This window comes from Streptomyces sp. NPDC058401 (assembly GCF_042722885.1).
GTDB lineage: Bacteria > Actinomycetota > Actinomycetes > Streptomycetales > Streptomycetaceae > Streptomyces.
The window spans coordinates 85,784-98,634 of sequence record NZ_JBHXKA010000016.1 but is presented as its reverse complement, the minus strand read 5'-3'; the positions used below and the strand labels follow the sequence as shown (position 1 = coordinate 98,634).

The window sequence follows — 12,851 nt, the reverse complement described above, 5'->3', positions numbered from 1 at the left end:
CTGAAAGATCAGCCTCGCCGGCGTTTGAGGCGCGGGGTCCGGGGCGGAGCCCCGGGGAACGGTGGAAGGGCGGGTAGGGGACGGCTCCGCGCAGCGGGGCCGTTACTTCGCCGCGGCCTTCTTGGCCGGCTTCGCCGGAGCCGGCTTGGCGGCCGGGGCCTCGGCCTTGGCCGGGGTCTCCGCCTTGGCCGGGGTCTCCGCCTTGGCGGCGGCCGGCTTCGCGGGGGCCAGGCGGGCCACGCCGAACTTCAGCGAGGCCTCGTAGGTGTTGTCCGGGTCCAGGCGGCGGAGTTCCTCCGCCAGCAGCTCGGCCGTGTCGCGGCGCTTCAGCGCCACCGCACGGTCGGGCTGCCCCGGCATGCACAGCGTGGCCAGCGCCCCGTCGGCCCGGTCCAGGACGATCTCGCCGCCCTTGGTCTCCAGGCGCACCGCGGTGAGCCCGGGGCCCGCCGAGGAGGTGCGCTTGACGGGGACCTGGAGCCGGTCCGCGAGCCACATCGCCAGCAGCTCGCAGCTCGGGTTGTCGTCCTCGCCCTCCACGGTCGCCGAGGTGACCGAGTGGGTCTGCTGGTCCAGCGCGGCCGCCAGCATGGAGCGCCACGGGGTGATCCGGGTCCAGGACAGGTCCGTGTCCCCGGGTGCGTACGCCTCGGCGCGGCTGCCGAGTGCCTCGATCGGGGTCTCGGCGGAGTACGTGTCCGTGATCCTGCGCTGGCCGAGCGCCCCCAGGGGGTCGCCCGCGAGGTCCTGCGGAGCGCCCTCGGGCCACCAGACGACGACGGGCGCGTCCGGGAGGAGCAGGGGGAGGACCACCGACTGCGCGTGGTCGACCAGTTCGCCGTGCAGGCGGAGCACGACCGTCTCACCGCTGCCGGAGTCCGCCCCGACGCGGATCTCCGCGTCGAGACGGGCGTCGCGGCGGCTGCGCGGCGAGCGGCTGGCCCGCTTGATGACGACGATGATCCGCGAGGGGTGCTCGTGGGATGCGTCGCCGGCCGACTTGAGCGCGTCGTACGCGTTCTCCTCGTCGGTCACGATCACCAGCGTGAGGACCATGCCGATGGCCGGCGTGCCGAGGTCCCGGCGTGCCTGCACCATCGCGGCATTGATCTTGCTGGAGTTGGTCTCCGTGAGATCGATCTTCATGGCCGGCGCCAGCTCCGTCCGTCTCGTGCGAGCATCTCGTCCGCCTCGACCGGCCCCCAGGTGCCCGACGGGTACTGGGCGGGCTTGCCGTGCGTGTCCCAGTACCGCTCGATCGGGTCGAGGATGTTCCAGGACAGCTCGACCTCCTGGTGGCGCGGGAACAGGTTCGCGTCACCCAGCAGCACGTCGAGGATCAGCCGCTCGTAGGCCTCGGGGCTCGACTCCGTGAAGGACTCGCCGTAGGCGAAGTCCATCGTCACGTCCCGGACCTCCATGGAGGTGCCCGGAACCTTGGAGCCGAAGCGCACCGTCACGCCCTCGTCCGGCTGGACCCGGATGACCAGGGCGTTCTGCCCCAGCTCCTCGGTCGCGCCCGACTCGAACGGGAGGTACGGGGCCCGCTTGAAGACGACCGCGATCTCGGTCACCCGGCGGCCCAGGCGCTTGCCCGTCCGCAGGTAGAACGGGACGCCCGCCCAGCGGCGGTTGTTGATCTCCAGGCGGATGGCCGCGTAGGTGTCGGTCTTCGACTTGGGGTCGATGCCGTCTTCTTCGAGGTACCCGACGACCTTCTCGCCGCCCTGCCACGCCGCCGAGTACTGGCCGCGCACGGTGTGCTTGCCCAGGTCCTCGGGCAGCTCCACGGCGGTCAGCACCTTGAGCTTCTCGGCCACCAGCGCCTTGGGGTGGAAGGAGCCGGGCTCCTCCATCGCGGTCAGCGCCAGCAGCTGGAGCAGGTGGTTCTGGATGACGTCGCGGGCCGCGCCGATGCCGTCGTAGTAGCCGGCCCGGCCGCCGATGCCGATGTCCTCTGCCATGGTGATCTGCACGTGGTCGACGTACGACCGGTTCCAGATCGGCTCGAACATCGTGTTGGCGAAGCGGAGCGCCAGGATGTTCTGGACGGTCTCCTTGCCCAGGTAGTGGTCGATCCGGAAGACCTCGTTGGGCGGGAAGACGTCGTGCACGAGCTGGTTGAGCTCCTGTGCACTGGTCAGGTCGTGCCCGAACGGCTTCTCGATGACCGCGCGCCGCCAGGAGCCCTCCTTCTGGTCCGCCAGCCCGTGCTTCTTGAGCTGGGCGACGACCTTGGGGAAGAACTTCGGCGGGACGGACAGGTAGAAGGCGAAGTTGCCGCCGGTGCCCTGCGCCTTGTCCAGCTCCTCGATCGTCGACTTCAGCGTCTCGAACGCCTGGTCGTCGTCGAAGTCGCCCTGGACGAAGCGGCAGCCCTGGACGAGCTGCTGCCAGACCTCTTCACGGAAGGGGGTGCGTGCGTGCTGCTTGACCGCGTCGTGAACCTCCTGTGCGAAGTCCTCGTCCTGCCACTCCCGTCGGGCGAAGCCGATCAGGGAGAAGCCCGGCGGAAGCAGGCCGCGGTTGGCGAGGTCGTAGACGGCAGGCATCAGCTTCTTGCGCGACAGGTCACCCGTAACGCCGAAAATGACCAGGCCGGACGGCCCCGCGATGCGCGGGAGCCGCCGGTCCTGTGCGTCACGAAGCGGGTTCGCTCCGTTTACAGACAAAGTGTTCAGGCCTCCGTGGGGGCGAGGCGCTCAAGCTCCGCCTCGGTCGACTTCAGCAGGTCGTTCCAGGACACCGCGAACTTCTCGACGCCCTCTTCTTCGAGCAGCTGCACCACATCGTCGTACGAAATGCCCAGCTTCGCGACCGCGGCGAGCTCGGCGCGCGACTGCTCGTACGTGCCGCTGATGGTGTCGCCGTCGACCACGCCGTGGTCGGCGGTGGCCTCCAGGGTGCCCTCGGGCATGGTGTTCACGGTGCCGGGGGCGACCAGGTCCACCACGTACAGGGTGTCCTTGTACGCCGGGTCCTTGACGCCGGTCGAGGCCCAGAGCGGACGCTGCTTGTTGGCGTGCGCCTTGTCCAGGGCGGCCCAGCGCTCGGAAGAGAAGACCTCTTCGTAGGCCTCGTAGGCCAGACGGGCGTTCGCGAGCGCCGCCTTGCCCTTGAGGGCCTTGGCCTCGTCGGTGCCGAGGGAGTCCAGGCGCTTGTCGATCTCGGAGTCCACGCGGGACACGAAGAAGGAGGCGACCGAGTGGATCTTGGAGAGGTCCAGGCCCGCGGCCTTCGCCTTCTCCAGGCCCGCCAGGTACGCGTCCATGACCTCGCGGTAGCGCTCCAGCGAGAAGATCAGCGTCACGTTGACGCTGATGCCCTTGCCGATGACCTCGGTGATCGCCGGCAGGCCGGCCTTGGTCGCCGGGATCTTGATGAGCGTGTTCGGACGGTCCACCAGCCACGCGAGCTGCTTGGCCTCGGCGATGGTCGCCGGGGTGTTGTGGGCCAGACGGGGGTCGACCTCGATCGAGACCCGGCCGTCCTGGCCCTCGGTCGCGTCGTAGACCGGGCGCAGGATGTCGGCGGCGTCGCGGACGTCCGCCGTGGTGATCATGCGGATCGCCTCTTCGACGGTGACCTTGCGGGCGGCCAGGTCGGCGAGCTGCTGCTCGTACCCCTCGCCGCCGCTGATCGCCTTCTGGAAGATCGCCGGGTTGGTGGTGACACCCACCACGTGCTGCTGGTCGATGAGCTCGGCCAGGTTGCCGGACGTGATCCGCTTGCGGGACAGGTCGTCCAGCCAGATCGCCACGCCCTCGTCGGAAAGGCGCTTCAGTGCGTCTGTCATGGGAATTGCATCTCCTACTGGTCTGGGTACGGGAGTCAGCGCGCGGCGGCGGCGAGCGACTCGCGTGCGGCGGCGGTCACGGCTTCGGCGGTCAGGCCGAACTCGCGGTACAGGACGGCGCCGTCGGCCGAGGCGCCGAAGTGCTCCAGCGAGACGATGCGGCCGGCGTCGCCGACGTAGCGGTGCCAGGTCAGGCCGATGCCGGCCTCGACCGCGACACGCGCCTTGACCGAAGGCGGCAGGACGCTGTCCTTGTACTCCTGGGACTGCTCCTCGAACCACTCGACGGAAGGCATCGAGACGACGCGCGCCGGGACGCCCTCGGCCTGCAGCGCCTCGCGCGCGGCGACGGCGAGCTGGACCTCGGAGCCGGTGCCGATGAGGACGACCTGCGCGGGGCCGCCTTCAGCCTCGAACAGCACGTACCCGCCCTTGGCGGCGTCCTCGTTGCGCTCGTACGTCGGCACGCCCTGGCGGGTCAGCGCCAGACCGTGCGGGGCGCCCTTGCCGAAGACCTTGGTGTGGCGGCGCAGGATCTCGCGCCAGGCGATGGCCGTCTCGTTCGCGTCGGCCGGGCGGACCACGTTCAGGCCCGGGATGGCGCGCAGCGCGGCGACGTGCTCGACCGGCTGGTGGGTCGGGCCGTCCTCGCCGAGGCCGATGGAGTCGTGCGTCCACACGTAGGTGACGGGCACGTGCATCAGGGCGGAGAGGCGCACGGCGTTGCGCATGTAGTCGGAGAACACCAGGAAGGTGCCGCCGTAGATGCGGGTGTGGCCGTGCAGGGCGATGCCGTTCATGGCCGCGGCCATGGCGTGCTCGCGGATGCCGAAGTGGATGGTGCGGCCGTACGGGTCGGCCTCCGGCAGCGGGTTGCCCACCGGCAGGAACGAGGAGTTCTTGTCGATGGTGGTGTTGTTGGAGCCGGCCAGGTCGGCCGAGCCGCCCCACAGCTCCGGGATGATCGCGCCGAGCGCTTCGAGGACCTTGCCCGAGGCGGCGCGCGTGGCGACACCCTTGCCGGTCTCGAAGACGGGGAGCTTGTCCTCCCAGCCCGCGGGCAGCTCGTTGGCGTTGATGCGGTCGAACTCGGCGGCGCGCTCCGTGTTGGCGGTGCGCCAGGCGGAGAACTCCTTCTCCCACGCGGCGCGGGCCTCGCGGCCCCGCTCGCCCAGCGCGCGGGTGTGCGCGATGACCTCGTCGGAGACCTCGAAGGTCTGCTCCGGGTCGAAGCCGAGGACGCGCTTGGTGGCGGCGACCTCGTCGTTGCCGAGGGCCGAGCCGTGCGAGGCCTCGGTGCCCTGGGCGTGCGGGGCCGGCCAGGCGATGATCGAGCGGGCGGCGATGAAGGAGGGGCGCTCCGTCTCGGCCTTGGCGGCCTGCAGCGCGGCGAACAGCGCCTTCGGGTCGAGGTCGCCGCTCTCCTGCGGCGCGACGCGCTGGACGTGCCAGCCGTACGCCTCGTAGCGCTTGAGGGTGTCCTCGGAGACGGCCGTCTCGGTGTCGCCCTCGATGGAGATGTGGTTGTCGTCCCACAGCAGCACCAGGTTGCCGAGCTTCTGGTGGCCGGCCAGCGCCGACGCCTCGTGGGAGATGCCCTCCTGGAGGCAGCCGTCGCCCGCGATCGCGTAGATCATGTGGTCGAACGGGGAGGCGCCCGCGGGGGCCTCGGGGTCGAACAGGCCGCGCTCGTAGCGGGCGGCCATGGCCATGCCCACCGCGTTGGCGATGCCCTGGCCCAGCGGGCCGGTGGTGGTCTCGACGCCCGCGGTGTGGCCGTACTCCGGGTGGCCCGGGGTCTTCGAGCCCCAGGTGCGGAAGGCCTTCAGGTCATCCAGCTCGAGCCCGAACCCGCCGAGGTACAGCTGGGTGTAGAGGGTCAGCGAGGAGTGACCCGCGGAGAGCACGAAACGGTCGCGGCCGACCCACTCCGGGTCCGCCGGGTCGTGCCGCATCACCTTCTGGAAGAGGGTGTACGCGGCGGGGGCCAGGCTCATCGCCGTACCGGGGTGGCCGTTACCGACCTTCTGGACCGCATCGGCGGCCAGGATCCGGGCGGTGTCGACAGCACGCTGGTCCAGTTCGGTCCAGTCGAGCTCTGTGGTCGTCGGCTTGGTGCTCACCGTGGGTCAGGGCTCCTCTCCACATGTCTAGTCCCGGTGACGAACGGTGCACCGGCGCGATTCCGAGCCTACCCCCGCCACAGCGTGCAGCTATTCGAGTACCCGCGGTCCGCGCGTGACGTCTCAGCGCCGATCGGACCAACACGGGGCGACCCCCGCGCAGGACGAGCCAATGGCTACGTCTAGAGTGGCGTGGTACGCGCAAGCCTTTACGGGACCTACATGTTTAAACGGGTTCACGTCGGAGCTTGCTGGATTCTCTGTCAGGGGTGTGCGTGACGGCCGTCGAATCCCGTCCAGCGGGGGTGCTCGGGACGAGCCCCGGTCACCGGCCGTTCGGGGCCCGGGCCATGGCTTTCGTGGCACTGACCAAGCCGCGGATCATCGAGCTTCTGCTCATCACGACCGTGCCGGTGATGTTCCTCGCCGAGCAGGACGTGCCTTCGCTGTGGCTGGTCCTCGCCACCTGCTTCGGCGGTTACCTGTCCGCGGGCGGCGCCAACGCGCTGAACATGTACATCGACCGCGACATCGACGCGTTGATGGACCGGACCTCGGGACGCCCGCTGGTGACCGGCATGGTCAGCCCGCGCGAGTGCCTGGTCTTCGGCATCACGCTCGGGATCGCGTCCACGCTGTTCTTCGGGCTGCTGATCAACTGGCTGTCGGCCGCGCTCGCGCTCGGCGCGCTCCTCTTCTATGTCGTCGTCTACACGATGCTGTTGAAGCGGCGCACCTCGCAGAACATCGTCTGGGGCGGCATCGCGGGCTGCATGCCGGTGCTCATCGGCTGGTCGGCCGTGAAGAACGAGGTCTCCTGGGCCGCGGTCATCCTCTTCCTCGTCATCTTCTTCTGGACGCCGCCGCACTACTGGCCGCTGTCCATGAAGGTGAAGGACGACTACGCGCGGGTCGGCGTGCCGATGCTGCCCGTCGTGGCGGGCAACAAGGCCGTGGCCAAGCAGATCGTCCTCTACAGCTGGGTGATGGTGGCGGTCTCGCTGCTGCTGACCCCGCTGGGGTACACCGGCTGGTTCTACACCTCGGTCGCCCTGCTGGCCGGCGGCTGGTGGCTCTGGGAGGCGCACGGGCTCAACGCCCGCGCCAAGTCGGGCGTGGCGGGAGCGAAGCTCAAGGAGATGCGGCTGTTCCACTGGTCGATCACCTACGTGTCGCTGCTCTTCGTGGCCGTCGCCGTGGATCCCTTCCTCCGCTGATGCTTCCGCTGTTCGTGCTTCCTCCGGTCATGCTTCCTCCGTTCGCTACTCGCCGGTAGCATGCCTGTCATGGCAGACACCGAGGAGACCGCCACCACGGCGGACAAGAAGCAGGACCGCCGTGCCGCGAAGCTGGCCAAGCAGATCGGCGCGTTCGCCGAGCAGCACGGCGGCGCCGAGGGCCACCTCGCGCACATCGGCCAGGCGGGCACCCGGATCGTCCTCGTCGGGACCGACGGCGAGTGGGGCGACCTGGTGGCCCCGGCGTACGACACCGCGCGGCTCGCGGCCGAGAAGGCCGGGCTGACCCTCCACGAGGAGTTCGACGGCGAGTTCGCCGCGCGGGTGCGGACGGGGCCTTACGAGTGGTCCCGGATGGCCGGCATGCAGCTCGGCGGAACCGCCAATCCGGCCGCGGAGCCGGCCGCCTGACCCGGTCGATCTTGGCTTGATCATTGGCTTGATCGTTTCCGCGTCACCCGCTCGGTCAACAGCGCGAGCAACACCTCACACCCCGCTCACCCGTTAGGACGTGTGGAAGCCCCTTCCTCACGTCCGCAACGGGATGCCCGGATGATCGAAACGCCGCCCCTGGTGGACCAGCACTGCCAGGGAGTGCTCCGCACGGAGCTCGGCCTCGCCACCTTCGAGGCCCAGCTGATCCACTCGGCCGGCCCGCCCGCCGCCGGCACCACCTTCTTCGACACCCAGACCGGCTTCGCCGTGCGCCGTTGGTGTCCGCCGCTGCTCGGGCTCGAACCGCACTGCGCCCCCGTGCACTACCTCGCCCGGCGGCGCGAGCTCGGCGCCGCCGAGTCGGCCCGCCGGCTGCTGCGCGGCTGCGGGACCGGCACCCGGCTCGTCGACACCGGGGTGCCGGGCGACCTCACCGGGCCCAAGGAACTGGCCCTGACGGGCGGGGCGGAGGCCTTCGAGCTGGTGCGGCCGGAGCTGCTGGCCGAGCAGGCGGCGGACACCGCCGGGACCGTAGCAGCCTTCCTGGCCGACCTCGCGGGGGCGGTCCACCGGGCCGCCGCCGGGGCCGTGGCCTTCACCTGCGGGGCCGGGGAGGGGGGCCGCGCCTGGGCAGCGGCCCTCGAAGCCGCGCCCGAGCCGCCCGGCCCGGGCGAGGTGCGGGGCGCGGCCGGGCGCTGGCTGGCCGGGCGTGCCAGGGGCGGGGCCCTGCGGGACCCCGTGCTGCTGCGGCACCTGGCGTGGAGCGCGGTGTCCTCGGGGCTGCCGCTCCAGCTGCACACCGGCGGGGAGCCGGCGGCGCCGGACCGGCTGACCGGGTTCGTACGGGCGACCGAGGGCCTGGGAGCGCGGCTGGTGCTGATCGGCGGGTACCCCCACCACCGGCGGGCGGCCGGGCTGGCCGCGGCCTTCCCGCACGTCCACGCCGACCTCGGCGCGGCCCTGGGGTCCACGGGGGCGCGGGCGGCCGCCGTGCTGGCGGAGTGCCTGGAGACCGCGCCCTTCGGAAAGCTGATGTTCTCCGGCGGCGGACGGCAGCTGCCCGAACTGCACGCGGTGGGCGCGCTGGTCTTCCGGGAGGCGCTCGGCCGGGTGCTCGGCGGCTGGGTCGCCGACGGCTCCTGGTCCTGGCGGGACGCGGAGCGGGTGGCGGCGATGGTCGCGGCGGGCAATGCCCGCCGCGTCTACCGGCTGGACGAACGGGGCTGACGGGCGGGGCCGACGGGCGGGGCCGCCGAACGGAGCCGACGGGTGGGGCCGACGCCCCGGAGGGCGCCGGGAGGGTCAGACCGCGGCGAGCCGGGCGTCGGTCTGCGCCGGGATCCCGGCCTGCTCGGACGGACGCTCGCGCAGGCTCAGCGCCACCCGGACCACCGAGATCCACACCAGGCAGGAGCCGAGCATGTGGGCCGCCACGAGGGCCTCGGGGACGTCGGTGAAGTACTGGACGTAGCCGATGGCGCCCTGGGCGAGCAGCACGATCAGCAGGTCGCGGGCGCGCGCCCGGGTGTCCACGGGGGCGTCGACCACGCGCAGCACCAGCCACATCGCGACGGCGAGCGCGCACACCACCCAGGCGGAGATCGCGTGGACGTGGGCGGTGGCGGACCAGTCGAAGGGCATCCGCTTGATCTCGCTGCTGTCGCCGGCGTGCGGGCCGGACCCGGTGACCACCGTGCCCGCGGCGATCAGCACGACGGTGGCCGCGAGCAGCGCCCACGAGAGCTTGCGCACCGGGGAGGGGACGCGCGGCTTGGCCGGGCCGTCACCCTCGCGGGTGCGCTGCCAGGTGATCGTGGTCACGGTGATCAGCGAGGTGGCGAGCATGAAGTGCCCGGCCACGCTGTAGGGGTTGAGACCCGTCAGGACGGTGATGCCGCCGAGGACCGCGTTGCCCATCACGATGGCGAACTGGAGCCAGCCGAGCCGGGTCAGCGAGCGGCGCCACGGCGTGGCGCAGCGGGCGGCGGTGATCGCCCAGCCAACGGCCGCGCAGAGCACGTACGTCAGCATCCGGTTGCCGAACTCGATCGCCCCGTGGAAGCCCTGCTCCTGGGTCACGATCAGGCTGTCGCCGGTGCACTTGGGCCAGGTGTCGCAGCCGAGACCGGATCCGGTCAGCCGCACGGCGCCGCCGGTGACGACGATGACGACGCTCATGAGCACCGCCGCGAACGCGGCCCGCTGGACGGTCCGGGGTGACGGCGTCCAGCGGCGGGCGAGATATGCGAGTGGGGTCAACACGGCGCTTATCGTACGCGGACACTTGTGCAAAGTTTCACGAGGGGGTGGCGGTCACCCCGTCGGGGCCGAAGCCCAGGCGGAACCGGGCCCCGGCCGGATCGCCTTCCGCATGCCACCAGACGCGGACCCGCCAATGCGCGCCCTCGCCCGGGTAGTCGGCCGAGGCCGCGAAGCCGCGTACCAATTCAGCCCCTACGTCCTCGGCTGTCCTGTTCCTCACTTCCGCCCCGCTGTGCCAGGGATGTGACTGTACGTTCCAGACTCCGTCGGAGCCGCGGACCTCGATGCGCCACACCGCGACCCAGGGGGTCACCTCCAGCATCGTGTGGACCTGGTCGGCCTCCAGGCCCAGATGGGCGGCGATCTCCGCCTCGGGCACGCCCTGGATGCGGGCGGCCACCACGGCCTGGGGCAGCAGCCGTTCGGGCAGCAGCCCGCGCGTGCGCAGGCCGGACAGGGAGGGGAAGGAGAGGAAGCGCAGCCGCAGTTCGAGCTGGCGGCCGATGTGGTCCAGGGCCTCTTCGGCCTCCTGCGACTCCTCGGAGCCGGGATCGGCGAGCAGCAGCCGCCGGAAGGAGCCCTCCGCGTCGACCGCCCAGGCCACGGACTCCTCGGCCAGGCCCAGCTCGGCGAGCCGGTCGCCGAGGAACACCTTCGCCTGCGCGAGGCCCCGCTGGTTGACCGGATCCTCCTGGTCCAGGGAGGCCCAGACCTCCACGGCGCCGCGCGTCAGGTCACGGGCCCGCTCTCCGGCGGCCCGCTCCATGGCGCTCGGGCCGCTCTCGGAGCCGGGGCCCAGCGGGTGCTTCGGCAGCCGCTCCCCGTCGCTGAGGGGCCAGGACAGCCAGACCCCCTGGTTGATCAGACCCCGGGCGTACCAGCGGGCGTACTCGGCTGCGTGCCCGGCCGCCTGCTGCGAGGACCGCAGCCCCTCCTCGATGGCGGCCAGGGCCCCGGCCCGGTCCCCGTCGGCGAACCGGCGGGCCGCCAGGTCGCCGAGGCGCAGACCCAGCCGGGCCGCGCACTCGGCGTCGGTGCGGGCCGGCTCGCGCAGGGCTCCGATCAGCTCGGCCAGCAGGGCGTCGGCCTCCGCGGGCTGCGCGTGCGCCGCGCCCGACCGGATCCGTGCCCACTGTTCGTCCAGCCGCAGAACGGCCTCCCGCTGCGCCATGCCGCCCCCCGGCGTCTGTGGTGCGCTCCCGTGTGGAGGCGACCATCCTCCTGCCGGGGCAACGCTCGGGGGAAGGGATTCACTCCCAGCGGAACAGGCGCGCCGCGGCCCCCAGACCGAGTACCGCCCAGACGGCCAGGATCGCCGCGTCGCCCCAGGGCAGCGCGGCCCCGTGCTGGAGCACCTCGCGCAGCCCGTCGGAGAGCGCGGAGATGGGGAGCAGGCCGAGCACGGACTGGACCGCGCCGGGGAACTTGTCCATCGGCACGATCACCCCGCCGCCGACCAGGAGCAGCAGGAAGACCAGGTTGGCCGCGGCCAGGGTGGCCTCCGCCCGCAGGGTGCCGGCCATCAGCAGGCCGAGCCCGGAGAAGGCGGCGGTGCCGAGCAGGATCAGCAGGGCCGCGGACAGCGGGTTCCCGTGCGGGGACCAGCCCAGGGCGAAGGCGATCACCGTCAGCAGCGCGATCTGCAGCACCTCGGTGACGAGCACCGACAGCGTCTTGGCGGCCATCAGCGCCCACCGCGGCAGCGGGGAGGCCCCGAGCCGCTTGAGGACCCCGTAGCGCCGGTCGAAGCCGGTGGCGATGGCCTGGCCGGTGAAGGCGGTGGACATCACCGCCAGCGCCAGGATGCCGGGGGCGAGGAAGTCCACGGATTTCCCCGAGCCGGTGTCGACGATGTCGACGGCGGAGAAGAGGGTCAGCAGCAGCGCCGGGATGATCACGGTCAGCAGGAGCTGCTCCCCGTTGCGCAGCAGCATCCGGGTCTCCAGCGCGGTCTGCGCCAGGATCATGCGGGACACGGGCGCGGCCCCCGGGCGGGGGGTGAACGTACCGGCGCTCATGCGCGCAGCTCCTTACCGGTCAGTTCCAGGAAGACGTCTTCGAGGGTGTGCCGCTCCACCGAGAGGCTGTCGGGCATGACCCCGTGCTGCGCGCACCAGGAGGCGACGGTGGCCAGCAGCTGGGGGTCGACGTCGCCGGTGACCCGGTAGACGCCGGGGAGGAGCTCGGCGGCCTGGGTGCCGTCGGGCAGGGCCTTGAGCAGGGAGCCGACGTCGAGGGAGGGGCGGCCGGTGAAGCGCAGGGTGTTCTCGGCGCCGCCGCGGCACAGGGCCTCGGGGGAGCCGTGGGCGATGACCTTGCCGGCGTCGACGATGGCGACCTCGTCCGCGAGCTGCTCCGCCTCGTCCATGTGGTGGGTGGTGAGTACGACCGAGACCCCGTCGGCGCGCAGTTCCCGTACGAGTTCCCAGGTCGCGCGGCGGGCCTGCGGGTCGAGGCCGGCGGTCGGCTCGTCCAGGAAGACCAGCTCGGGGCGGCCGACGACGGCCATGGCGAGGGCCAGGCGCTGCTGCTGGCCGCCGGAGAGCCGGCGGTAGGCGGTGCGGCCGCAGCCGCCGAGGCCGAGGCGTTCCACCAGGGTGGGGACGTCCAGGGGGTCGGCGTAGAGCTTGGCCATGTGGCGCAGCATCTCGACGGCCCGGGCGCCGGAGTAGACGCCGCCGGTCTGGAGCATCACGCCGATGCGCGGGCGCAGGGCCCCGGCCTGCGCGACGGGGTCGAGGCCGAGGACGCGGACGGATCCGGCGTCGGGGCGGCGGTAGCCCTCGCAGGTTTCCACAGTGGTCGTTTTGCCCGCGCCGTTGGGACCAAGGACTGCGGTGACCGAGGCCCTCCGGACGGTGAGGTCCAGGCCGTCCACCGCGGTTTTGGGGCCGTACCGCTTCACCAGTCCGCGGATTTCCACGGCGGGGTCGTTGCTCATGGGGAGTGAGTCTACGGAGCCGTGGGGGGTGACCGGGGTGGGGCCGTAGGTCCCGC

General features: G+C 71.9%; 11 protein-coding genes. 3 read left to right on the top strand and 8 right to left on the bottom strand.

Annotation, left to right across the window (positions count from 1 at the left end):
* Nucleotides 1-102: 102 nt before the first annotated feature.
* From opcA to tkt, 4 genes are read right to left on the bottom strand one after another with little or no spacing between them, the layout of a single operon-like run.
* Nucleotides 103-1,146, bottom strand: coding sequence for a glucose-6-phosphate dehydrogenase assembly protein OpcA (opcA, locus tag ACFWNV_RS08955; RefSeq protein WP_383942729.1), 1,044 nt, complete (start codon nucleotides 1,144-1,146; stop codon nucleotides 103-105).
* Nucleotides 1,143-2,672 carry a glucose-6-phosphate dehydrogenase gene (zwf, locus tag ACFWNV_RS08950; RefSeq protein ID WP_250742320.1) on the bottom strand — a complete coding sequence of 510 codons (1,530 nt, stop codon included), beginning with the start codon at nucleotides 2,670-2,672 and terminating at the stop codon, nucleotides 1,143-1,145. Before zwf ends, opcA begins: the two co-directional genes overlap by 4 nt.
* A 5-nt stretch (nucleotides 2,673-2,677) precedes the next feature.
* The gene (gene tal / locus ACFWNV_RS08945; RefSeq protein ID WP_383942725.1) at nucleotides 2,678-3,796 is read right to left on the bottom strand and encodes a transaldolase; all 1,119 of its coding nucleotides are present in this window, start codon (nucleotides 3,794-3,796) and stop codon (nucleotides 2,678-2,680) included.
* 35 nt (nucleotides 3,797-3,831) lie between these two features.
* Nucleotides 3,832-5,919, bottom strand: a complete 2,088-nt coding sequence (gene tkt, locus ACFWNV_RS08940; RefSeq protein ID WP_383942722.1) for a transketolase — start codon at nucleotides 5,917-5,919, stop codon at nucleotides 3,832-3,834.
* Between the two features lie 269 nt (nucleotides 5,920-6,188).
* Between tkt and ACFWNV_RS08935 the strand changes: the two genes are divergently transcribed.
* The 3 genes from ACFWNV_RS08935 (at nucleotide 6,189) to ACFWNV_RS08925 (ending at nucleotide 8,819) form a co-directional block, all read left to right on the top strand.
* Entirely contained in the window at nucleotides 6,189-7,136 is a 948-nt protein-coding gene (locus ACFWNV_RS08935) for a heme o synthase (protein WP_383942741.1), read from the top strand.
* 69 nt (nucleotides 7,137-7,205) lie between these two features.
* Nucleotides 7,206-7,568: a hypothetical protein gene (locus ACFWNV_RS08930; RefSeq protein ID WP_383942719.1), complete on the top strand. Its 363-nt coding sequence runs from the start codon at nucleotides 7,206-7,208 to the stop codon at nucleotides 7,566-7,568.
* A gap of 141 nt (nucleotides 7,569-7,709) precedes the next feature.
* Nucleotides 7,710-8,819, top strand: coding sequence for an amidohydrolase (locus ACFWNV_RS08925; RefSeq protein WP_383942717.1), 1,110 nt, complete (start codon nucleotides 7,710-7,712; stop codon nucleotides 8,817-8,819).
* 75 nt (nucleotides 8,820-8,894) lie between these two features.
* On the opposite strand, the gene ACFWNV_RS08920 is transcribed toward ACFWNV_RS08925, so the two are convergent.
* The 4 genes from ACFWNV_RS08920 to ACFWNV_RS08905 all read right to left on the bottom strand — a co-directional run bounded on the left by ACFWNV_RS08920 (nucleotide 8,895) and on the right by ACFWNV_RS08905 (nucleotide 12,795).
* Complete coding sequence (locus ACFWNV_RS08920; protein WP_383942714.1) at nucleotides 8,895-9,884, bottom strand: heme A synthase; 990 nt, start codon at nucleotides 9,882-9,884, stop codon at nucleotides 8,895-8,897.
* A 4-nt stretch (nucleotides 9,885-9,888) separates the two neighbouring features.
* Nucleotides 9,889-11,025: a hypothetical protein gene (locus ACFWNV_RS08915; RefSeq protein ID WP_383942711.1), complete on the bottom strand. Its 1,137-nt coding sequence runs from the start codon at nucleotides 11,023-11,025 to the stop codon at nucleotides 9,889-9,891.
* 79 nt (nucleotides 11,026-11,104) lie between these two features.
* Nucleotides 11,105-11,872 (bottom strand): ABC transporter permease, encoded by a 768-nt coding sequence (locus tag ACFWNV_RS08910; protein WP_383942708.1) that lies wholly within the window; start codon nucleotides 11,870-11,872, stop codon nucleotides 11,105-11,107.
* Nucleotides 11,869-12,795: an ABC transporter ATP-binding protein gene (locus tag ACFWNV_RS08905; protein ID WP_383942706.1), complete on the bottom strand. Its 927-nt coding sequence runs from the start codon at nucleotides 12,793-12,795 to the stop codon at nucleotides 11,869-11,871. Before ACFWNV_RS08905 ends, ACFWNV_RS08910 begins: the two co-directional genes overlap by 4 nt.
* Nucleotides 12,796-12,851: the final 56 nt, after the last annotated feature.

Bases quoted from the DNA above. Each gene is read 5' to 3' on its own strand.
- ACFWNV_RS08930 (WP_383942719.1), top strand. From the start codon at position 7,206: ATGGCAGACACCGAGGAGACCGCCACCACGGCGGACAAGAAGCAGGAC.
- opcA (WP_383942729.1), bottom strand. From the start codon at position 1,146: ATGAAGATCGATCTCACGGAGACCAACTCCAGCAAGATCAATGCCGCG.
- ACFWNV_RS08910 (WP_383942708.1), bottom strand. From the start codon at position 11,872: ATGAGCGCCGGTACGTTCACCCCCCGCCCGGGGGCCGCGCCCGTGTCC.
- tal (WP_383942725.1), bottom strand. From the start codon at position 3,796: ATGACAGACGCACTGAAGCGCCTTTCCGACGAGGGCGTGGCGATCTGG.
- ACFWNV_RS08925 (WP_383942717.1), top strand. From the start codon at position 7,710: ATGATCGAAACGCCGCCCCTGGTGGACCAGCACTGCCAGGGAGTGCTC.
- ACFWNV_RS08905 (WP_383942706.1), bottom strand. From the start codon at position 12,795: ATGAGCAACGACCCCGCCGTGGAAATCCGCGGACTGGTGAAGCGGTAC.
- ACFWNV_RS08915 (WP_383942711.1), bottom strand. From the start codon at position 11,025: ATGGCGCAGCGGGAGGCCGTTCTGCGGCTGGACGAACAGTGGGCACGG.